Raw genomic sequence first — 20,671 nt, forward strand, 5'->3', positions numbered from 1 at the left:
TAATTTGTCCTACGAGTAATACATTAAAGGTTCTTTATTAATTTCGTTTAAATGGAATGTTAAGGTTTTGTAAATGTCGAAGTTTTGTAGAGAAATTGCGGCGTTTTTTATGAATTTTGTCAATTTATATCGGAATTTTTGAAGAAAACGTAAAAAAACGCCCACAAAAAGTGAGCGTTTTTACCTATGAAAGGTCTAGTTATTTGTTTCTGCTTCATTTTCAATTTTGTTTTTGTTTTTCGCCTGTGTATCATTGCTTTCCTGTTTTGATTTCAGTTCAAAGTACTTGTCTAATACTTGTTCCCCAATATCGTTTGTAATTGGATAGCGCTGGTTGTAGTCTTGATACACCCACGGGACGACAACGGAAATGGCCACTTCAGGATTATCAGCAGGCGCGTATGCTACAAGAGTTGTATTATACGTCGGTGTACCGCGCTTGCTTTTAATTGGACCGTCATAGAATGATTGAGCGGTTCCTGTTTTGCCAGCTGGATTATACTTTTTGTTGCCAAAGTTTGAATAAGCTGTCCCTCTTGGGTTCTGCATCACAAGCTTGAAGCCTTGCTGGACACGCTTGATTTGATCACTTGTCATGTCTAGCTTATTCAATACATCCGGTTTGACGGATTCTGTCACAGCTCCAATGCCGCGCTGCGGATCTGGCTCTCTCACTTCTTTGACAAGCTGCGGACGTAAACGATACCCGCCATTTGCAATGGTTGAAACGTATTGCGCCATTTGCAGCGGTGTAAACGTATCATACTGTCCAATCGCATAGTCAAGTAAAAGGCCCGATTGTGTAGACGTTCCTCTGTAGCCCGTTGCCTCGTTTGGCAGGTCAATACCAGTTTTGACGCCAAGGCCAAATTTACTGAAATTGTAGCGGAACGTATCAAATGCTTTCGGATCAATTGGGAGCGGCTGATTCTTACGATATTCGCTTTTCCCAATAGCGATCGCTGTTTTGAACATATACACGTTTGATGAACGCTCTAGTGCTGTTAAATCATTAATGAGTCCCATATTTTGATAGGATTTCTTTGGCGGTGACTGAGCGATATAGAGAGGTTCATCATACTGGGTACTTCCAATATGAATAGCGCCTGTTTTATATCCGGTCAGTACCGTTGCCCCTTTTACAGCTGATCCCATCGCATATGAGGATGTCATCGTTCCTAATGAGTAGTCATCGAACTTGTATTTTCCGTTTTTGTTTGAAATCTGCTTACCCGCAACAGAGAGAACCTCTCCATTTCTCGGGTCCATCATGACAACAAATGCGCGATCAAGAAGCTCAGTTCCCCCTCTTTGTTTCGCACTTCTCAAGTTCTTTTCAATAATTTTTTCAACCGCTTTTTGCAGCTGAATGTCAATTGTCAGCACAAGGTCTTTCCCGCTCTTACCTTCTGTTAACACTTTAGAGCTTGTGACATTGCCCTGTTTATCAGTTGTACTCTGTTCTTTTTCCTTTTGGCCCTGCAGGACATCTTCATATTGATATTCAAGATAGCTTTTTCCTACACGGTCATTTCGGCTGTAGCCGAGTGATAGATAATGCTCAAGAAGTGACTGCGGAAGACCTTCATCACTCGAGGACACACTGCCAAGCATACTGCGGAGCAGTCCTTTATACGGATAGCTGCGTGACCAGTCTGTCGTTACATCAACACCTGGCAGCTCGTCCAAATGCTCAGAGACGTAAGCAATTTCGCTCGGCTTTACATCTTCATTTTTAATAAATTGAGGCGTCAGTGCATAGCCTCCATCCATCTGCCTTTTAATGGCAAGCACTTGTAAATCTTTTTTCGTCAGTTGATTTAATTCCTTGTCTGTGATGCGTTTTAGCTGAAGCTCATATAGTTTATCATCAGAGACCTTATCGTCACCCTTTAATTCTGATTCCTTTTGAACAAGCTTTTTCGCTTCATTTGGATGCGTTAAGATCCAGAAATCTTTTTTGTCACGATCTGTGATTTTTTTCGTACTCACATGAATCATATCCGCTAATTTTGATGCCACTTTGAGCCGCTCTTCTTGTGAAGTCGTCGAGGTTCTCGTATATGTAATGGCATTTAGCGCTTTATTGCTGACAATCGTATTGTAGTTTCGGTCGTAAATTTTTCCGCGCGGAGCAGATGAGCTGACATTCACATCCTCTTGTTTCTCTGCCTGCTTTTTATAATCTTCTCCATTGACAATTTGCACAAACCCGAGTCTAACGACAACACCGGTAAAAATAATAAACGCAGCTAAAAATAATAAATTCAGCCGGATCGGAAGTGTTTTGCGCCCTTCCTTCGCGTCTTTTTTGTTTTTCTTGTTTCTCATCACATCACCTTTTCTATCAAGAAAGAAATGGCACCCCTTTTTGTGTTTAAAAGGTGCCATCATCATTTTAGCGGTTTTTCTATCATTTATCTAGAAATTTGATGTTCCATTGGTAAGAAATTTTACCTTTCTCCCTTAATAAGGTTCGTGTGAGAAACTGGCTTTTGACCGTCAGCCTCTTTCATATCAGCTGTTTTTTCTTTTAAATGAATATCTTTTACAAAATAATAAATGAGGGTATGTCCCGCCCCGAGCACAACAAGAGATGCTGGGATTCCGAGCTCATCACCTAGTAAGGTGACAGACAACAGGAACAAAATAATCGAACTAATACGGCCGGCATTTAAAAATAGCTCTCTGACCACAATATATTCAATTCTGGCCTTTCTGGCATACCTTGCATGGCCGATGACATCATATGTTAAGGATACATAAGGAACAAGCAGGAGCGGATATCCTATTGCAATCGCTACCGCATACATGAGAAGTGAAACATAGGACAAGTGGAAGACGATTAAAAACAGGGCGCCGTATAAAATCAGACCGCCAAGCATAATCGCCTTCTTCCGCCACTTTTTCTTAATCAAACGCGTAGCGAAGAAATAAGCAAAAAACGCAACACCTGAATTCACTAAACCAAACGTCCCGAGAGCAAGCTCACTGTTTGTTGCAATAAACACGAAGACACTGATTAAGAAGACAAAGACCCCTTCACGAAGCCCTTGAAAAAAGTGTGCTGATGTAATCCTACGCCAGTTCTCGTCTGCATGGCGTTCTTTCCAAATTTGTTTGATGATAAATTTGCCTTTTGACTGTCTTCTTTTGAGGAAAAAGCTCATCACAACCGCTAGTGAAAACAAAAAAAGCGATAATGTGAAAATGACTGTGTAGCCTGTATCATCCGTTAACTGAGAAATGACAATCCCCGCAATGAGAGGACCGATCATGCCGGCAGTTGAGGAAAGCACCCCGAGAAACCCATTAAAGAAGTCTCTTGTTTCAGGCTCGGTGATCTCAAAGGTGAGTACGTTAAAAGCAAGCCAGTAAAAACCATAGCCAATCCCAAGGACACTTCCCAATAAAACAAGCCGTGCGGCCGCTTGTTCTCCTGCCATTAAAACAATTAAATAAAAAGCGGCTAAAAAGATGACACCGAAACGAAGGACAAACGCCCGGTCTATTTTTTTAGCGAGCCGGCCAGCGAATAAAAACGTAATGGGCTGAAGCACCACAATGGCCAAGTTATAAATCGCAAGATCCGTGAATTTCCCAGACTGTTTCCATAAGTACACATTTACAAACGTATTTGAAAGCGCAATGGCAAGTGCGTATAACCCGCCAATCGTGAGGAGGAGCAATAAATCTCTTGTAACATCCATGTCCCCGAACATTTTCTTTAATCTGCTCATACAATTCATTCTCCTTTTCTACACAATAGTCTGTCTCATCAAAAGGCAGATATGTAAAAAAAGGAGGGAAAATATAAAAAGACCTGCTTCTCTTGAAAGCAGGTCTTTTAGAATCAAATCATTATTTTGCTTCGCTGTAAAGGCGAGCTACTTCATCCCAGTTCACAACATTCCAGAATGCTGAAATGTAATCAGGACGACGGTTTTGGTAGTTTAGGTAGTAAGCATGCTCCCAAACGTCTAGTCCTAGAATTGGCGTTTTTCCTTCAGTTAAAGGAGAATCTTGGTTTGGCGTGCTTGTGATTTCAAGTTTTCCGTTGTTCACAACAAGCCATGCCCAACCAGAACCAAAGCGTCCTGCAGCTGCTGCAGCGAAATCAGATTTGAATTTTTCAAATCCGCCTAATTCTTTTTCGATTGCATCTGCAAGTTCACCAGTTGGTGCGCCGCCACCGTTTGGTGAAAGAAGCGTCCAGAATAATGAGTGGTTTGCATGTCCTCCGCCATTGTTACGTACAGCTGTACGAATGTTTTCAGGCACTGAGTTTAAGTTAGCCACTAGCTCTTCAATTGATTGATCTTCAAGAGCTGATACACCTTCGATTGCTTTGTTTAAGTTTGTTACATATGTGTTGTGGTGTTTTGTGTGGTGAATCGTCATTGTTTCCTTGTCGATATGTGGTTCTAATGCATCGTAAGCATATGGTAATTCTGGAAGTTTAAAAGCCATGGTTAATTTCCTCCTTAAAATGTATGTACTGAAATGCTTCCTTTGTAAGTCAGCAATTCACCCTACTCAAAGAGTATCAAAAGAAACAGCTTGTTTCAACGTTATTGCTCATGTTCTGAAACATTTCAGTGTTTATTTTGTATTTAGCCCTTTAGATAAAGTTTTAAACACCCTTTTTCAACTTAGCGAAGGACATAAAATAAAAAGATGCCCAGCATCAACGCTTGAATCAATCCTTTTGCAAAAACACCTGATACAAATCCAATTAATGAGCCTAATCCGACTTTCACACTCGTCTTCAAATCTTTTTGATGAACAAGGAGCTCTGCAATGACACTCCCGAGAAATGGACCAATAATAATTCCTGCAATGGGGATCACAAAAGGACCAGCTAATAACCCAATGGTGCTTCCCCAAATAGCTGCCTTGCTGCCGCCAAAGCGCTTGACCCCTATAAGATTTGAAACATAATCCGCCGCAAATAAGACGGCAGTAAACATCGCTTGAATGAGCCAGAACGTCAGTGTAAGCGGCTCGAAACTAAAGAAGAAGCCATATAGAATAAATCCGAGTACCATAAAGACCACACTCGGAATAATTGGATAAACCAGTCCAACAAACGCAATGATAAATGCACAGCCAATCAGTATCCAATAAAGCACGTCCAAGACCCTGCCGCCTCCTTTTTATATGCTGTATACATTATGCCTCATTCCTTCTATCTTAACCAGTGATGAGGCCATACTTGTACTTGATGGATAGACATTGATACAATATGAGAAATAGAAAAGAATGTAGGAAGTGAATAGGTATTGAACGTATTTAATCTATTGTTAAAAGGAATTTATTCACCAAAAGATATTGCCAAAGCACGTTTTACAGGAATCGGTAAAGCGATTTTATTCATTTTTATCCTCTCAATTATCGCAGCAGTTCCTCAGGGATATCATATGAGCCAGGAGATCTCGAATGCGATGTCAGGATTTCAGCACGTGATCAAAAAAGATTTACCCGACTTTTCAATTGAAAAAGGAAAGCTTCAAGCGGATCAAAGTGCACCAATAGAAAAAGAAGAAAACGGCATTACGATCATCTTTGATCCTGCTGAAAAAATAAAAGCAAGTGAACTTGAATCAAAGCAAACAGCCATTGCTTTATTAAAGGAAAAAGCAGTGATTGCGATTGATGGGCAAATGACAGATATTCCATACCAGCTCCTAGGCGGAACGCTGACAAAAGACGAACTTGCTCGCGTCACAAATCAGAACCAAGCGATTATTATCCCTGTCATCTGTGTACTGCTATATTTATCAACTGCGGCGCTCATGTTTATTAGCGCAACATTCCTTGCAATGCTTGGTACATTTATTAAACGAATGCAGCAAAAAGAGCTGTCTTTCCAAATGCTTTGGAAGCTCTCCGCTTATTCACTCACATTAACCACGGTCTTTTTCGCCATCATGAGTGCATTAAACACACCTGTTGCAAACTCATTTTTATTGAATTGGGTCATTAACTTTATCTTTTTATATCTTGTTGTAAAAGAAATACCTGCAAAAAAAAGCAAATGATCCATCCAACAAGGATTTGTCTACACAATGAAAGCTCCCCCGTCTCGGAGGAGCTTTTTATGTATGTTCATACGCTAGGACTCATCTGGATGGATGATCGCAAATAAATAATGATCCTCCCACACTCCGTTAATCTTTACTTTTTTACGATTTAGTCCCTCATTTTCAAAACCTGTCTTTTCAAGCACACGAATGGAACCCCTGTTACTCGGCTTTACTCCAGCCTCAATCCGGTGGAGATTCAACTCAAAAAAGGCATAGTCAATGATTAAACGAATGGCTTCTGTCATATATCCTTTTCCGCCCTGCCTTTGATCGAGTACATACCCGAGCCAAGCTCCTTCTATCGGACCTCTTACGACAGAACTTAAAGAGATCGTCCCAATTAAGTCACCTGTTTCATTTAAGAAGATACCATGCATGTATGATTCATCTTGTTCTCTTCTTTGCCTACTCCGCTGAATTCGTTCAATTTGACGAGGTAACGTGAAGAAATCATCTTTGATCAAAGGTGTAAATTCCTGAAAATATGAGCGATTCTCAAGTTCTAATGTTAACAGTGATTCTGCATCATTTTCTGTTAGTGTTCTCACATATATATGCTGACTAACTTTCTTCATAAAATCTCCCCCTTTCTTATTTTATCATAATCGCCATATGAGATTGCTCTCCTATTTACACCAACGACCCAAGCAGTTTTATTACAAGACATACTAGAACTAACTAGAACCATCCTTTCCAGCTTTTCTCCTCTTTTTTGGTTCTATCATTTCAGGACATGCATAGACTGAAGTAAACTCTTAAAAGCGGTGAGTAAAATGCGGCGAATTCTTTTTTTACTAATCAGTTTATTTGTCCTCTTTATTATCTTTTTTGATTTAAAAAATGGAACCATTCCTGTTGAGGAAAACCCAGCCGTTCCAGCAAGTGCCCTTCAAACAGCTGAGAAAAAGACATATAAGAACGTTACGGTAAAACAAGGTGAAACGGTCCTCTCCATCGTACATACAAGCAAGCCACTTGATGATGTCATTAAAGATTTCGAGGAGCTGAATCAAGGTGTGAAAGCGAACGAAATCAGAGCAGGCAGTACATATAAGTTTCCTGTCTATAAGAGATAAAACGTTAATTCCTTGTCATTCATACGAAGAGACTGTTACAATATGAACTGTAAAACACGACGTACACGGCAAAGAATTGCTTGTACACTAAGGAGCGATTGACAAGTGAGTGAAGTCACACATCGTACTAAAACGCGTCCCGTCAAAGTGGGACCTTTAACTATAGGTGGAAATAATGAGGTTGTCATTCAAAGTATGGCAACAACCAAAACACATGATGTCGAAGCGACAGTCGCTGAAATTAAACGTTTAGAAGAGGCAGGCTGTCAAATCGTGCGTGTCGCATGTCCAGATGAGCGTGCAGCAAATGCAATTGCGGACATTAAAAAACAAATTAACATCCCGCTTGTTGTGGATATTCATTTTGACTACAAGCTTGCACTGAAAGCGATTGAAGCAGGCGCAGACAAAATCCGAATCAATCCAGGAAACATTGGAAGAAGAGAAAAAGTTGAAGCTGTTGTCAAAGCAGCAAAAGAAAAAGGCATTCCAATTCGTATTGGGGTAAACGCTGGTTCATTAGAGAAAAAGATTCTTGATAAATACGGCTACCCAACTGCAGATGGTATGGTCGAAAGTGCACTGCATCACATTAAAATTCTAGAAGACCTAGACTTTCATGACATCATCGTCAGTATGAAAGCATCTGATGTAAACCTTGCAATTGAGGCATACGAAAAAGCGGCTAAAGCCTTTGATTATCCTCTTCATCTTGGGATTACAGAATCAGGTACGTTATTTGCAGGTACAGTCAAAAGTGCAGCTGGACTTGGCGCTATTTTGAATATGGGGATTGGGAATACACTCCGTATCTCATTAAGTGCTGACCCAGTTGAAGAAGTAAAAGTAGCACGTGAATTGTTGAAATCATTTGGTCTTGCATCAAATGCAGCAACACTAATCTCCTGCCCAACTTGTGGACGAATTGAAATTGACCTTATCAGCATTGCAAATGAAGTCGAAGAATATATTTCTAAAATCAAAGCTCCGATTAAAGTAGCAGTCCTCGGCTGTGCTGTAAATGGTCCAGGTGAAGCGCGTGAAGCAGATATCGGCATCGCAGGCGCTAGAGGCGAAGGATTATTGTTCCGTAAAGGTGAAATTGTTCGTAAAGTACCGGAAGAAACAATGGTCGAAGAACTGAAAAAAGAAATCGATAAAATCGCTGAAGAACATTATGCGAAAATGGAAGCTGAAAAAGAAAAACAAGCGAATGCATAACAAAAAACGCCTGACGTCATTGTCAGGCGTTTTTCTGTTCTTGTTAAAAGAACGGGGTGATAAATATGCCTAGGATGACGGAAACAATTCCGATCCCAATTGACCACGCGCCAAGCGCATGTGCTCCTTTTCTTCGTGCAATATAACCAACGACGATGGCCGCTACCCCTAATAGCACCGGCAAGACAAATAATGAGATAATCGCAATCGCGAGTGCTGTATAGCCTATCCCTTTACTGCCTGAATCGTCACCTGCTTGGTCACGTCCTCGTCTATCTTCTCGATCTCTTGAAGCTTGATATGGCTCTGCAATTTCAGCAGCTGTTTCCTCTAAATAGCCATCATCATTACTAAAGTGTGTGTCGATTTCACGATCATTTCTTCTGAAATCCTCGTCTCTTCCCATGATCAATTCCCCCTTTTGGTTAATAGAAAGGAGCTTTTTTAGTATGAGCAAAAATGTCTGTTTCATGTTTGCTAAAACTTGCTGGAATTGTGAAATGATTATGTTACACTTTAAGAGTATAAAAATGAGGAGTGTGGGCATGTTACGTTTAGGAATTGATATTGATGGTACAGTGACGGCACAGGACACCTTTGTTCCCTATTTAAACGAGTCGTTCCAATGTGCCATGACACTAGATGATATGACAGAATATGATTTGACGAAGCTTTTAAAGATTTCTCAAGAAGAGTTTTGGGGCTGGATGAATGAGCATGAGCCTCTTATTTATAAACAGGCAAAGCCTGCTGAGGGTGCTAAAGAAATCCTCGACCAAATGAAGCAGCAGCACAAATTGATTTATATTACAGCAAGAAGGCAGCAGCATTCAGATATCACCTACAAGTGGTTTCAAGAACATGACGTGCATTATGATGACATTGAGCTGGTTGGCGGTCATCATAAGCTGGAAGCCGTTCAAAAGCACAAGATTGATGTATTTTTTGAAGACCATCACGGCAATGCCACAATGATTGCAAAAGAGGCAGACATCCCGGTTATACTTTTTAACTCTCCTTATAACCAGATGCCAATTGACGACAGAATTATTCGCGTAAACAACTGGCAGGAAGCGTCTCAATGGATCAAACAATATGAACAGCGTCTGCAAGCTGCTTATTAAGGTAGAAAAGCCGATACATTTAATGTATCGGCTTTTTCGATGGAGCAAGCTGACCTTCTTTCATGAGGAAATGGTACAGCGCTCCCTTCATGCCTGCCTGATTCAAGTAATAACACGTTTCCAGCTTCACCTGAATGTTCTTCCACGCAGGCAGTGTATGTAGGTGTTTCTCAATACTTGATAGTAAATCTGGTCTTGCGCTCACGCCGCCGCCAATGAGAATTTTTTCTGGATTGAGGACGGTTGCGACATTGTAAATGCCAATGGCGATTCGCTTGTACCACTGATCCACCAGTTTTTCAATGGACGGATCGTGCTTCGCCTTTTCAAAAATGTCTTGTCCGTCTATTTGTGTACTTTGCGGAATTCCTTGCTTTTCTTTATAGCTGCGAATGAGTCCAGCCGTTGAAGCGCTGCTGTTGAGTGTTGTAAATTGTCCATTGTCTGTTTCTGTCAGCATCATGCCAAATTCACCGCCGCGAAAGGAAGCCCCGCGCACAAGCTGACCACCAGCGAAAATACCACCGCCAACACCTGTGCCAAGCGTCATACAAATAAAGCTGTCACACTCTTTCGCATGGCCGCTATATTTTTCTGCGAGAGCTGCACAGTTCGCATCATTTTCCACTTCTACACGAAGAGATGTTTTCTCTTCTAAAAGTGTTTTTACATTTTGACCATTTAAGGCGATGATGGCGCCTGCAAATTCTGTATAACCTGATTCACTGTCCACAAAGCCCGGAAGACTGATGGCGATACCCCTGACAACCTGCATCCTTTGATATTCCCTGACCACATCCGCCATCGCTTCTAAAAACGGTTCAAGCTGCCGGCAGTTCGTCTGATAGTCACCGCTAGTGATTAGCTTTCCATCCTGATCCATTAATCCATGTTTCGTTCTCGTCCCGCCTACATCAAACACGACGTAATATGCCACTTTTGACCCCTCCCTTTACTCCAAAAGACTCAAATTGCACGTTGTATTACCTTGATCTCATTTTAATGAAACAGCCACCCTTTGTAAAACGTTTTCAAAAGACAAAACAAAAAAGCCAGCTCCATGGCTGGCTTTTTTACGAGTGAACTTCCTTCGGTTCGCAGGAAGGACACGTTCCGTATATTTCAAATTTATGTCCGCTAATATGATAATCCTCTAAATCGGCGTCAAGCTTGTCCATAGGACAGGCATCGATTTCTTTTGTTTTCCCACATGTAAGACAAATAAAGTGATGGTGATGATGGGAAAATGAACATTTGAAACGGAATAGTTTCTCCCCTGACAATTCCGTTGTTTCTAATATTCCAAGGTCTTCATATAGTGACAAGTTTCGATAAATTGTATCAAAGCTAAGACCCGGGTAATCTTCACTTAGTGCCGTCAGCACATTTTTAGCGGTCAAGTATTTATCAGAATCAGAAAACAATTGAAGCATATCTTCACGTTTGCTTGTATATTTGTAGCCTTTTTCCTTTAATAAATCAAGCGCTTCTTGTACGTTCATGTTGATTCCCCCTTCTGAATTTCCCAATACTAATACACCCGATTAAAATCAAAATAGACAGCATCACAATGGTTCCGCCTGGCGCTAAATCAAGATAATAGCTTAAAATCAATCCGGCTAATACCGACAATTCACCAAACAAGATCGAAAGGAAAATCGCCTGTTTAAATCCTTTGGCAATGCGGATACTTGCCGCAACAGGAAGCGTCATGAGCGCCGACACAAGCAGGGTACCAACGATACGCATCGATGCCGCAATGACAAGTGCAACGACTAAGATAAAAATAAAATGAATCCATTTTGCTGAAATACCAGAAGCCTTTGCATGCTCTTCATCAAAAGAAAGCAAAAATAATTCTTTATATAAAAGCACAACAACTAACACAACAACGAGTGAGATCCCTACAATGATCCAAAGATCGAGTCTTGACACCGCACTGACACTTCCGAATAAATAACTAAACAAATCTGTATTAAAGCCATTCGCTAGTGAAATGAAGATGACGGAGATCCCAATTCCCCCTGATAAAATAATGGGAATGGCAAGTTCCTGATAATGTTTATACACGGAGCGCAGGCGTTCAATAAATAATGAACCAGCAACAGAAAAAGCCATCCCTAAGTACAGCGGGCTTACCCCTGTCAAAAGGCCAAACTTTTTATCAAGAAATAGACTTGCGGCAATACCGGCAAGTGATACGTGGCTGAGGGCATCTGCAATAAGCGAGAGCCTTCTGACGACAATAAATACACCAAGTAAGGGCGCAATAAAACCAATCAGTAACCCTGCAATAAACGCATTTTGTAAAAATTCATAATGAAAAAATGGAAATAGCATTATTCATGTCCCCCATGATGGTGATGGTCGTGATGAATCACTTGAATGTCATGCCCGTAAAATTGGGATAGCGCCTGATCATCCATTGAATCAAACGCTTCTGCATCCCCGTGGAAATGCAGTGTCTGATTTAAACAAGCCACATGGGTGACTTTATCGGAAACGGTGCCAACGTCGTGTGTGACGAGAATTAAAGACATTCCTTTTTCTTTGTTCAATGTTTCGAGCAGCTGATAAAAGCCTTCTACTGTCCGCTGGTCTACCCCAACTGTGGGCTCATCCAAAATGAGCAGCTTTGGCTGACTGACAAGCGCACGGGCAATAAATGCGCGCTGCTGCTGACCGCCAGATAGCTCCCCGATGTTTTGATGCTTTAAATCTTGTATACCAACTGAGCGAATGGCATCTTCCACTTGCCATTTATCCTGCTTGCTCATTCGTTTAAACAAACCAATTTTCGCGGTCAATCCGCTTGCGACGACCTCATATACAGAAGCAGGGAAACCCGTATTGAAGCTATTCGCCTTTTGAGAAACAAATCCAATTTGATCCCAGTCTCTAAATTTTGAAACAGGCGTGCCAAATAGCTTTAATTCCCCTTGCTGCGGTTTAATGAGCCCAAGCAGGCATTTTAATAAGGTTGTTTTACCAGAACCATTCGGTCCAACAAGTGCTAGAAAGTTTCCTTCCTCTACTGTTAAATGAATGTGATCAATGACATTTCGCTGTCCATATGAGTACGAAATGTCCTTCATTTCAATGATTGGCTTTGCCATGAATCTTTCCACCTTTAATCAATATAAAAAGAATGATTACGATTTATACAACAAAAAGAAAATGGCTTTTGCCATTTTCTCTGTCCATACATACATTTCATTATATAAAAGAAAGATAAAAAAGTAAAATAAAAGCTAATGAATGGCTGTTTTGAACTTACCGCCTTTTGTTTCATGCGTATCCATAATCGTGATAAATGCTTGGTCATCAATTTCAAATACGATGGATTTCAGCTTTGTAATTTCAAGCCTTGTGACAACGGCGTAGATGACATCTTTTTCTTCATCTGTATAGCCGCCTTTTCCTCTCAGCTTTGTCGTTCCCCTGCCGAGTCGATGCAGAATCGCATCTGAAATTTCATCATAATAATCTGATACGATAATGACAGCTTTTGTTTCATCAAGCCCTTGAATGACAGCATCAATTGTTTTCATTGCCAAATAATATGTCATGACAGAATACATAGCCTGCTCTGGTCCGAAAACAAAGCCCGCCCAAATAAAAATGAACACATTGACGATCATAACAAACTCACCGACGGAGAAAGGGATTTTTTTCGTCAAAAGAATTCCTAAAATCTCTGTTCCATCCATTGAGCCTCCATTACGGATGACAAGTCCAACACCAAATCCAAGTAATAGCCCGCCAAATACAGTGGCTAAGATCGGCTGTGTTGTAAATGCCTCCACATGATGAAGTGAAGATTCGATCACGGCTAAGCTGACAATCCCAATCACAGTGGAAACCAGAAAGGTTTTCCCAATATGCTTGTATCCTGATATCATAAATGGAATATTTAAAATGACAACAATCGTCGCAAAATTTATAAACGGGTTATCTGTAAAGAGATAATCCAAAATAAGCGAAATGCCGATGATGCCCCCATCAATAATATTGTTTGGCACTAAAAATAATTCAATGCTTACTGCTGCACATGCAGCCCCTACTAGAATCAGAAAAATTCTCAAAATAAAATGAGGCACTGATTCCTTTCTATGCTGTTTACTATTTGCCATACGTTCTCCCTTCTACACATGTTAAATTTTCAATGAACATTTTATTCACTTTACTATTTTATCATTTCACAGAATAAAATAAAATTTTTTGCACATTTTCCGTTTTCGCCCATACATTGTTACAGAGGGGAGGAATGGAATTGATTTTAATCCAAAAAATTGTCCTGCAGCGGCTCAATCAGATCACAGCAAATGATCTGTTAAGGTATGCGAAACAGTATGGCGTCAGTTTAACGTCACATCAAGCAGCTGAGGTTGCCAAACTCATGAACGGGAAAAATATCAATATTTTTAATGATTCAGAGCGTAACCGGCTTCTTAAGCAAGTGGAAGCGATTACTTCTAAACAGACAGCACAGACTGTGAATGATTTGTTTAACCAGTTTACAAGTTAAGCAAAAAAGGGCCGCATTTAGCGGCACCTCAACATGTTTATATCCTTTTTTATTGACCTGTAATTTTGTCTAGTAAGCCTTCATCAAATTGCTTTTCTTTCAGCATCGCAATTTCGAATTTGTAAGGTGGTTTTTTGTTCTTTTTATCTTCACCTACATAAGGCGTTTCTAGAATTTTTGGCACATCTTGAAGCTGCGGATGATGCACAATATAGTTCAGTGCATCGAAACCAATTTCACCAAAACCGATATTTTCATGTCGGTCTTTTCTTGCGCCTTGTACGTTTTTACTGTCATTAATATGAAGAACTTTGATTCGGTCAATACCGACGATTCGGTCAAATTCTTCTAATACACCATCAAAGTCACTCACAATCGGGTAACCAGCATCGTGCGTGTGACACGTATCAAAGCAGACAGAAAGAGCTTCGTTATGTGTCACGCCGTCGATAATTTGGGCAAGCTCTTCAAAGCTTCTTCCGCACTCTGATCCTTTTCCTGCCATTGTTTCAAGTGCAATTTGAACCTCTTGACCTTTCACAATGACTTCGTTTAAGCCTTCAATGATTTTTTGAATCCCTGCTTCTGCCCCTGCTCCAACATGCGCACCTGGGTGAAGAACAATTTGCCTTGCACCTAGCGCTTCCGTACGCTCGATCTCAGAGCGCAGGAAATCTACGCCAAGCTCAAATGTCGCGGGATTCACTGTGTTTCCAATATTGATAATATACGGAGCATGGACGACGATATCTGTCATGCCGTGCTCTTTCATATGCGCTTGTCCAGCTTCAATATTGAGGTCTTCGATTTTTTTGCGGCGCGTATTTTGCGGTGCACCTGTATAAATCATAAACGTATTCGAACCATAAGAGGCAGCTTCTTCACTCGCTGCAAGAAGCATATGTTTTCCGCTCATGGATACATGTGAACCAATCTTTAACAATGTTTCCCCCTACTTTCCATTACGCTTTGACTTTCTACGTTCCTGTCTTTTGATTTTATCCATCTCACGTGTCATTTTCTTTTTATATCCAGGTTTGACGGCTTTCGGTTTTCTCACAAGACGTTTTGCTTTTTCTTCAATTTCATTTGGTGCTTTTTTACGTCTTTGACGCTTCAGACGGTCATCTGCATCTCGCCATTCGCCATGAACAATGGTTTTGTTTTCAAACACAACGCCCATTTTCTCAATTTGAATGAGTGCATCCTCATCAGCCAGCTCATAAATGGTCATGGCAATTCCAGATGAACCAGCACGAGCTGTTCTTCCAACGCGGTGCACATAAAAATCAAGATCAGATGGTAGCTCATAGTTAATCACGTGGCTGACGCCTTTAATGTCAATTCCGCGAGCTGCAAGATCAGATGCCACAATATAAGTGAACTCCAAATCTTCAATTTGTTTCATGACTTTTTTACGTTCGCGCGGCGTTAAACCGCCATGAAGCACACCGATTTTCATTCCTTTTTCTTGTAGGAACGATGCGATTTCGTCAACAGTTGTTTTTGTATTCGCAAAAATAATCCCTAAATATGGCTGTACATTCGTCACCATTTCATGGAGCAATTTTAATTTATCACGCTGTTTAGATGGAACTAAAATATGCTGAATGTTTTCTGCTGTAATCCGTCTTGGTTCAACATGCGCATACTTTGGATTGTCCATATATTTTTTCAGGAAAGGCTTTAGTTTTTCTGGGATGGTTGCAGAGAACACAAGCATTTGCAACTGTTCTGGCATTTGTGCACCAATACGGTCCACATCTTCTAAAAATCCCATATCCAGCATTAAATCCGCTTCATCAATGACAAGAGAGGTCGCTTTGTAAACATTCAGCGCCTGCTCATGAATGAGATCAGCAATACGTCCAGGTGTGCCGACAACCAAATGCGGCTGGTTTTTTAGCTTTTGAATTGATTTCTGCTTGTCCGTTCCGCCAATGTAAAGCTTTGCTTTGATCTCTTCTTCTGGAGAAGCATTCTTTAAAATCGTTTGAGCTTCTTTGAAAATTTGATTGGCTAATTCTCTTGTAGGTGCAGTAATCACGACTTGTACCTGCTCTTTGCTTGGATCAATTGAATGAATCAGCGGCAGTAAGTACGCATGAGTTTTTCCTGTTCCTGTTTGTGACTGGCCAATCACGCTTTCTCCTTTTAAAACAGCAGGGATGATTCTTTTTTGAATATCAGTCGGCTCATAAAAGCCTAGTTCATGAATAGCATCTATAATAAAAGGCTTTAATTCATATGTCGTAAATTTTGTTTCTTTCATGTTTTCACTCCTTAAGGCAATGCCTTTTTGCTCATCTCCTCATTATAGCTGATTTTCAGTAAAAAAACCATGTCCGCTTTTCCTACAGGAAACCAATTGATGCTTCCTTGCATAACCTATGAAGAGAAAGAGAATGCAGTAAGGGAGGTACAAGTATGTTAGGGCAAAGGCCTATGGGCGATTTTCAGCCGCGCCGCCCCTCACGCCGGCACCTTGGAAATGGCGGACAGCCCCGAATGTTTCAAAGAGGGCAGCAGCCTCCTATCCAACAGCCTTTTCAAGGGCAAGGCAATCCATTTCAGCAAATGATGCCTCGCTCCCCGTCTGTACAGGGAGGCGGTTTACCCGGGATGGGCGGAATTCCAGGAGGTGAGAGCCGTGCACTAGGCGGCGGAGCAGGAATTAAAGGCATGCTCTCTAAATTTCTTCCTGGTGCAGGAGGAGCTGGAGTCTCTGGAGGTGGTGCGGGATTACAAGGAATCCAGAGCTTCACTAATCCTGCGACTCTCTCAAGCATGTTAGGAAATGTTCAAAAAGTGCTCGGGATGGCGCAGCAATTTACGCCAATGATTCAGCAATACGGTCCTTTAGTGAGAAACTTACCTGCAATGATTAAACTGTACAGCCAGCTTGGCAGTGCGGACGATGATGAAGCAAATGCAAATGATGATGATGCAGAATCAACGGAGACCAGCGCGGAAACAGAAGTGCCCGAGGAAGAAGCACAAACTGATGAAATAGAAGAAAATGTTGAACCCGAAAACATCCTTGTCAAAAAAGCAGCACCACACACATCACCTGCTCCTGAAGCAAAACCGAAAAAAAGATCTGGCAGCTCTGTTCCAAAACTATATGTTTAGTGATCTTTTAACGGCGAAGTGTTCACTGCGTATAACAATCTTTGATATATACGCTTACTTTGGCTATAATGAAAGCAAGAGAATGATAAAAAGCCGTTTTTTACGGCTTTTTATATTGTTCTTCTCTAGCAGCACTTCCCTACAGGAGGACGAATAAATGAATGTAATTAAAATATCGCCGCGTGGCTATTGCTATGGCGTTGTGGATGCAATGGTCATTGCTAAAAATGCCGCACTTGATAAGAACTTGCCACGCCCCATTTATATATTAGGTATGATTGTGCACAACAAACATGTCACTGATGCCTTCGAGGAAGATGGAATCTACACACTGGACGGACCAAACCGCTTAGACATTTTAAAGCAGGTGGAAAGCGGAACAGTCATTTTCACGGCTCACGGCGTTTCTCCTGAGGTTCGTCAAATCGCAGAAGAAAAAGGCCTTGTCGCCATTGATGCGACCTGTCCTGATGTCACGAAAACCCACGAACTCATTTCAGAGAAAACAGCCGATGGCTATGACATTATTTATATTGGAAAAAAAGGGCATCCTGAGCCAGAAGGAGCTGTCGGAGTAGCCCCTGACAAGGTACATCTTGTCGAAACAGAAGCCGATATTGAGGCGCTCGATCTAACATCAGAAAAACTGCTCATCACGAACCAAACGACGATGTCTCAATGGGATGTCCACGATCTGATGGAGCTGATTAAAGAGAAATACCCTCACGTCGAGTATCATCAAGAAATTTGCCTTGCGACACAGGTGCGTCAAGAAGCTGTCTCGCAGCAAGCTGGTCAAGCCGATTTAACCATTGTTGTCGGCGATCCAAAAAGTAATAACTCCAACCGTCTCGCACAAGTGTCAATGGAGATAGCCGGAACGCAGGCTTACCGTATTGGCGACTTAAGTGAACTCAAGCTGGAGTGGCTGCAGGGCGTCAAAACCGTTGCTGTTACTGCTGGTGCTTCAACACCAACACCTATTACAAAGGAAGTCATTCGTTTCTTAGAAAACTATGAACCGGATGATGAAACGACTTGGAAGATTGAACGGACCGTTCCTCTTTCTAAAATTTTACCTCGCGTCAAAACAAAGAAATAAGAAAACGTCAGAGCATATCCGCTCTGACGTTTTTTGTTTACATAAATTGAAATGGGTTTGTGTTTGATTCAGAAACAAAGAGCTGCACGTCATATTTTTTATCTGCACATAGCGATTGAAGCTTCGCCTTTACGCCCTCTTTCATAATCTTTTCAGCATAATGCCCTGGGTCCACTACGTTCAGCCCAAGCATCATGGCATCATGCGCAACATGGAAATAAAGGTCTCCTGTCACATACACATCTGCACCCATTCTTTTCGCTTGATGGATGTATTTATTTCCGTCTCCGCCAAGCACCGCCACTTTTTTCACTACAGCGTCTTGATCTCCTACAAAACGAGCACCATTCACATCTAGCTTCGTTTTCACAAATTGTGTGAAATCTCTAAGTGTCATAGGCTCATTTAGCTCTCCAATACGGCCAAGGCCTTTTTGAATAGGAGGAAGATCTGTCGTGTGTACACTATAGGCGACTTCTTCGTAAGGATGTGCTTTGATCATGTCGCGAATCACTTGTTTTTCTATGCTTGCTGGGAAAATGGTTTCAATCCGCACTTCTTTCACAAATTCTAATTGACCCGACTCCCCAATAAACGGCTTAGCTTCTTCTGATGGCAGAAAGCTTCCTGTCCCTTCATTTGAAAACGCACAGTGGCTGTAGTTGCCGATATGACCTGCGCCCGCATTTCCTAAAGCTGTCCTGATGGCCTCTTCAAACTCTTCAGGGACATACAAAGCAAGCTGTTTGATTGGATCCTCGTATGTCGGCACTAACACACTTGTTTCTTCAAGCTCTAGAGCCTCAGCAAGCAGGTCATTGACTCCGCCATCAGCTACGTCTAAATTCGTATGTGCAACATATACCGCAATATCATGTTTGATGCATTTTTCAATGATCCGTCCAGCTGGCTGATCTGTCGCTACATGTTTTAATGGACGAAAAATCGGCGGATGGTGCGCAATAATGAGATCCACTTTTCGCTCGATCGCCTCATCTACAACATTCTCTAATACATCTAGGGTGATCATCACATTACTTACTTTTTTATTCAATGTTCCAATCTGGAGACCAATTTTATCACCTTCCATGGCATATGCCTTTGGTGAAAATTGTTCAAACAATTGGATGATTTCATGCCCGTTTACTGTTTTAGCCAACAGTCAAGACCTCCTTTAGCATCTTTATTTTCACATTCAGCTCTTCAAGGCGCTCTTTGTTTTCTTCTGTCCGTGCTGCCTGCTGAATTTGACTTTCTATCTTCTCCATATGCTGAAGCTCTTGCATCCACTTGCGCTGGAAGACGTCATTTTGCTCTTTCGCAAGAAACGGACCAATCAGCATGCCTGCTTCAAGTGACATTCCTTCATAAGCTTTATCTTTATCGCCTTTTTCTGCGATGATGATTTCGTATATTTTGCCGTCCTCTTCTAAAATGACTTCATCCATCAATTCATACCCCTCTTGATAAAGCCATAAACGAATATGGTGGGCATGGATATTCGGCTGAAGAATGAGCCGCTCATGGCCTGCGAGCTTATGCCTTCCATCATTTAGAATGCTTGCGATGAGTGCCCCGCCCATACCTGCAATCGTCACTGCATTCACTTCGCCTTTTTCAATGACTTCAAGGCCATTTCCTTTTCTGACCGATATTTGTTCATCTAATTCAAGTCTATGTACTTGCTGCTGCGCCGATTGGAGCGGTCCATCGGTAATCTCACCAGCAATGGCTTTCACTGCTTTTTGATGCAGGATCGCATAGCATGGCAAATAGGCATGGTCTGAGCCGATATCAGCGAAGACGGCCTCATCTGGTAAAAAGTCTGCGACTTTTTTTAATCGTTTCGATAAATTCATTTCATTCATACGTATCACTACTTTTCTTTAATGTTCATACTTGTCTATCTTATATAAATTATGGACTTTTTAAAAGTCGTTTTCAAATGAAAAAAGCTCTTCTTTTGAAAAAGAGCTTTTTGTGTACGGTTATTTAATTTTAGATACCCATTCCGCCATTTCATCGAGCTTTTCATTCGGAATCAGCCCGCCTGGCATCCCGTTGCCGCCTTCTTGAATTTTCTTCTTGATGTCAGCTACTTCAAGCTTGTCTCCAACACCTTTTAAAGCAGGACCTGCGCCGCCTTCATAGTTTTCCCCGTGACAGCTTAGACAGTTCTGTTTATACAATTCTTCCGGCGTCGCATTTGCTGTCTCTTCTTGCTTTTGCTCCTTGCCCCCTGAGGCAATTTTTTCTTCATCTTTCAGCCCCTTCATTGATAAGAAAAAAGTGAGTCCAATACCTAAAATGGCAATCAATAAAAATGGTATAAGTGGATTCCGTTTCATTTCTTTCATCCTCCCCTTTGTGAAAACCCCTTTGAGACTATGCAAACAATTCTA

23 protein-coding genes are annotated in these 20,671 nt (G+C 41.3%); 7 read left to right on the forward strand and 16 right to left on the reverse strand.

The features are described from left to right. Positions 1-195 precede the first annotated feature (195 nt). The 4 genes from NST59_RS11425 to NST59_RS11440 all read right to left on the reverse strand — a co-directional run bounded on the left by NST59_RS11425 (position 196) and on the right by NST59_RS11440 (position 5,138). Complete coding sequence (locus NST59_RS11425; RefSeq protein WP_039183202.1) at positions 196-2,331, reverse strand: peptidoglycan D,D-transpeptidase FtsI family protein; 2,136 nt, start codon at positions 2,329-2,331, stop codon at positions 196-198. A gap of 122 nt (positions 2,332-2,453) precedes the next feature. After that, on the reverse strand, positions 2,454-3,740 hold the full coding sequence (locus tag NST59_RS11430) for an MFS transporter (RefSeq protein ID WP_039179998.1): 1,287 nt from the start codon (positions 3,738-3,740) through the stop codon (positions 2,454-2,456). A gap of 121 nt (positions 3,741-3,861) precedes the next feature. Next, a complete protein-coding gene (gene sodA, locus NST59_RS11435; protein ID WP_007501264.1) occupies positions 3,862-4,470 on the reverse strand; it encodes a superoxide dismutase SodA in 609 nt (202 codons plus the stop codon). Between the two features lie 182 nt (positions 4,471-4,652). Beyond that, on the reverse strand, positions 4,653-5,138 hold the full coding sequence (locus NST59_RS11440) for a DUF456 domain-containing protein (RefSeq protein ID WP_039180001.1): 486 nt from the start codon (positions 5,136-5,138) through the stop codon (positions 4,653-4,655). A 144-nt stretch (positions 5,139-5,282) separates the two neighbouring features. Between NST59_RS11440 and NST59_RS11445 the strand changes: the two genes are divergently transcribed. Then, a complete protein-coding gene (locus NST59_RS11445) occupies positions 5,283-6,041 on the forward strand; it encodes a DUF1189 domain-containing protein (protein ID WP_041117993.1) in 759 nt (252 codons plus the stop codon). 74 nt (positions 6,042-6,115) lie between these two features. On the opposite strand, the gene NST59_RS11450 is transcribed toward NST59_RS11445, so the two are convergent. Next, complete coding sequence (locus NST59_RS11450; protein ID WP_064497610.1) at positions 6,116-6,661, reverse strand: GNAT family N-acetyltransferase; 546 nt, start codon at positions 6,659-6,661, stop codon at positions 6,116-6,118. 198 nt (positions 6,662-6,859) lie between these two features. On the opposite strand from NST59_RS11450, the gene NST59_RS11455 reads away from it, so the two are divergent. Further along, positions 6,860-7,162, forward strand: a complete 303-nt coding sequence (locus NST59_RS11455; protein WP_039180007.1) for a hypothetical protein — start codon at positions 6,860-6,862, stop codon at positions 7,160-7,162. A 105-nt stretch (positions 7,163-7,267) separates the two neighbouring features. After that, positions 7,268-8,383, forward strand: a complete 1,116-nt coding sequence (gene ispG / locus NST59_RS11460) for a flavodoxin-dependent (E)-4-hydroxy-3-methylbut-2-enyl-diphosphate synthase (RefSeq protein ID WP_024423001.1) — start codon at positions 7,268-7,270, stop codon at positions 8,381-8,383. Positions 8,384-8,426: 43 nt separating this feature from the next. Here ispG and NST59_RS11465 read toward each other — a convergent pair whose 3' ends face one another. Continuing rightward, complete coding sequence (locus NST59_RS11465) at positions 8,427-8,789, reverse strand: cell division protein CrgA (protein ID WP_144491407.1); 363 nt, start codon at positions 8,787-8,789, stop codon at positions 8,427-8,429. Between the two features lie 139 nt (positions 8,790-8,928). Between NST59_RS11465 and NST59_RS11470 the strand changes: the two genes are divergently transcribed. Beyond that, positions 8,929-9,507 carry a 5' nucleotidase, NT5C type gene (locus NST59_RS11470; RefSeq protein ID WP_247544517.1) on the forward strand — a complete coding sequence of 193 codons (579 nt, stop codon included), beginning with the start codon at positions 8,929-8,931 and terminating at the stop codon, positions 9,505-9,507. Between the two features lie 19 nt (positions 9,508-9,526). Here NST59_RS11470 and NST59_RS11475 read toward each other — a convergent pair whose 3' ends face one another. The 5 genes from NST59_RS11475 to NST59_RS11495 all read right to left on the reverse strand — a co-directional run bounded on the left by NST59_RS11475 (position 9,527) and on the right by NST59_RS11495 (position 13,640). Beyond that, the gene (locus tag NST59_RS11475; RefSeq protein WP_327841522.1) at positions 9,527-10,444 is read right to left on the reverse strand and encodes an ROK family protein; all 918 of its coding nucleotides are present in this window, start codon (positions 10,442-10,444) and stop codon (positions 9,527-9,529) included. 136 nt (positions 10,445-10,580) lie between these two features. Then, complete coding sequence (locus NST59_RS11480) at positions 10,581-11,009, reverse strand: Fur family transcriptional regulator (RefSeq protein ID WP_003217433.1); 429 nt, start codon at positions 11,007-11,009, stop codon at positions 10,581-10,583. Further along, positions 10,987-11,847 (reverse strand): metal ABC transporter permease, encoded by an 861-nt coding sequence (locus NST59_RS11485; protein WP_024423005.1) that lies wholly within the window; start codon positions 11,845-11,847, stop codon positions 10,987-10,989. The genes NST59_RS11480 and NST59_RS11485 overlap by 23 nt, the downstream gene beginning before the upstream one ends. Next, the gene (locus NST59_RS11490; RefSeq protein WP_024423006.1) at positions 11,847-12,623 is read right to left on the reverse strand and encodes a metal ABC transporter ATP-binding protein; all 777 of its coding nucleotides are present in this window, start codon (positions 12,621-12,623) and stop codon (positions 11,847-11,849) included. The genes NST59_RS11485 and NST59_RS11490 overlap by 1 nt, the downstream gene beginning before the upstream one ends. Positions 12,624-12,758: 135 nt before the next feature. Beyond that, a complete protein-coding gene (locus NST59_RS11495) occupies positions 12,759-13,640 on the reverse strand; it encodes a YitT family protein (protein ID WP_047202313.1) in 882 nt (293 codons plus the stop codon). 140 nt (positions 13,641-13,780) lie between these two features. Between NST59_RS11495 and NST59_RS11500 the strand changes: the two genes are divergently transcribed. Beyond that, positions 13,781-14,035 carry a DUF2624 domain-containing protein gene (locus NST59_RS11500; RefSeq protein WP_024423008.1) on the forward strand — a complete coding sequence of 85 codons (255 nt, stop codon included), beginning with the start codon at positions 13,781-13,783 and terminating at the stop codon, positions 14,033-14,035. Positions 14,036-14,084: 49 nt separating this feature from the next. Here the strand turns inward: NST59_RS11500 and NST59_RS11505 are convergent, their stop codons facing one another. Both NST59_RS11505 and NST59_RS11510 read right to left on the reverse strand, forming a co-directional pair. Further along, positions 14,085-14,978 (reverse strand): deoxyribonuclease IV, encoded by an 894-nt coding sequence (locus NST59_RS11505; protein WP_039180018.1) that lies wholly within the window; start codon positions 14,976-14,978, stop codon positions 14,085-14,087. Positions 14,979-14,987: 9 nt separating this feature from the next. Beyond that, the gene (locus NST59_RS11510) at positions 14,988-16,307 is read right to left on the reverse strand and encodes a DEAD/DEAH box helicase (protein WP_024423009.1); all 1,320 of its coding nucleotides are present in this window, start codon (positions 16,305-16,307) and stop codon (positions 14,988-14,990) included. A 155-nt stretch (positions 16,308-16,462) separates the two neighbouring features. On the opposite strand from NST59_RS11510, the gene vrrA reads away from it, so the two are divergent. Then, positions 16,463-17,167, forward strand: coding sequence for a VrrA/YqfQ family protein (gene vrrA, locus NST59_RS11515; protein WP_107163351.1), 705 nt, complete (start codon positions 16,463-16,465; stop codon positions 17,165-17,167). A gap of 157 nt (positions 17,168-17,324) precedes the next feature. Continuing rightward, entirely contained in the window at positions 17,325-18,269 is a 945-nt protein-coding gene (locus tag NST59_RS11520; protein WP_024423011.1) for a 4-hydroxy-3-methylbut-2-enyl diphosphate reductase, read from the forward strand. 37 nt (positions 18,270-18,306) lie between these two features. On the opposite strand, the gene NST59_RS11525 is transcribed toward NST59_RS11520, so the two are convergent. The 3 genes from NST59_RS11525 to cccA form a co-directional block, all read right to left on the reverse strand. Next, positions 18,307-19,428: a Nif3-like dinuclear metal center hexameric protein gene (locus tag NST59_RS11525; protein ID WP_039180024.1), complete on the reverse strand. Its 1,122-nt coding sequence runs from the start codon at positions 19,426-19,428 to the stop codon at positions 18,307-18,309. Next, positions 19,421-20,137 (reverse strand): tRNA (adenine(22)-N(1))-methyltransferase, encoded by a 717-nt coding sequence (locus NST59_RS11530; RefSeq protein WP_341040611.1) that lies wholly within the window; start codon positions 20,135-20,137, stop codon positions 19,421-19,423. The genes NST59_RS11525 and NST59_RS11530 overlap by 8 nt, the downstream gene beginning before the upstream one ends. Before the next feature lie 120 nt (positions 20,138-20,257). Continuing rightward, positions 20,258-20,617 (reverse strand): cytochrome c550, encoded by a 360-nt coding sequence (gene cccA / locus NST59_RS11535; protein WP_034280134.1) that lies wholly within the window; start codon positions 20,615-20,617, stop codon positions 20,258-20,260. Positions 20,618-20,671: the final 54 nt, after the last annotated feature.

The sequence above is a fragment of the Bacillus sp. FSL R5-0439 genome (assembly GCF_038008805.1).
Taxonomy (GTDB): Bacteria; Bacillota; Bacilli; order Bacillales; family Bacillaceae; genus Bacillus; species Bacillus safensis.

Bases quoted from the DNA above. Each gene is read 5' to 3' on its own strand.
- NST59_RS11495 (WP_047202313.1), bottom strand. From the start codon at position 13,640: ATGGCAAATAGTAAACAGCATAGAAAGGAATCAGTGCCTCATTTTATT.
- NST59_RS11510 (WP_024423009.1), bottom strand. From the start codon at position 16,307: ATGAAAGAAACAAAATTTACGACATATGAATTAAAGCCTTTTATTATA.
- NST59_RS11455 (WP_039180007.1), top strand. From the start codon at position 6,860: ATGCGGCGAATTCTTTTTTTACTAATCAGTTTATTTGTCCTCTTTATT.
- NST59_RS11430 (WP_039179998.1), bottom strand. From the start codon at position 3,740: ATGAGCAGATTAAAGAAAATGTTCGGGGACATGGATGTTACAAGAGAT.
- vrrA (WP_107163351.1), top strand. From the start codon at position 16,463: ATGTTAGGGCAAAGGCCTATGGGCGATTTTCAGCCGCGCCGCCCCTCA.
- sodA (WP_007501264.1), bottom strand. From the start codon at position 4,470: ATGGCTTTTAAACTTCCAGAATTACCATATGCTTACGATGCATTAGAA.
- NST59_RS11480 (WP_003217433.1), bottom strand. From the start codon at position 11,009: ATGAACGTACAAGAAGCGCTTGATTTATTAAAGGAAAAAGGCTACAAA.
- NST59_RS11425 (WP_039183202.1), bottom strand. From the start codon at position 2,331: ATGAGAAACAAGAAAAACAAAAAAGACGCGAAGGAAGGGCGCAAAACA.
- NST59_RS11465 (WP_144491407.1), bottom strand. From the start codon at position 8,789: ATGGGAAGAGACGAGGATTTCAGAAGAAATGATCGTGAAATCGACACA.
- NST59_RS11450 (WP_064497610.1), bottom strand. From the start codon at position 6,661: ATGAAGAAAGTTAGTCAGCATATATATGTGAGAACACTAACAGAAAAT.
- NST59_RS11490 (WP_024423006.1), bottom strand. From the start codon at position 12,623: ATGGCAAAGCCAATCATTGAAATGAAGGACATTTCGTACTCATATGGA.
- NST59_RS11520 (WP_024423011.1), top strand. From the start codon at position 17,325: ATGAATGTAATTAAAATATCGCCGCGTGGCTATTGCTATGGCGTTGTG.
- cccA (WP_034280134.1), bottom strand. From the start codon at position 20,617: ATGAAACGGAATCCACTTATACCATTTTTATTGATTGCCATTTTAGGT.
- NST59_RS11485 (WP_024423005.1), bottom strand. From the start codon at position 11,847: ATGCTATTTCCATTTTTTCATTATGAATTTTTACAAAATGCGTTTATT.
- NST59_RS11470 (WP_247544517.1), top strand. From the start codon at position 8,929: ATGTTACGTTTAGGAATTGATATTGATGGTACAGTGACGGCACAGGAC.
- NST59_RS11530 (WP_341040611.1), bottom strand. From the start codon at position 20,137: ATGAATGAAATGAATTTATCGAAACGATTAAAAAAAGTCGCAGACTTT.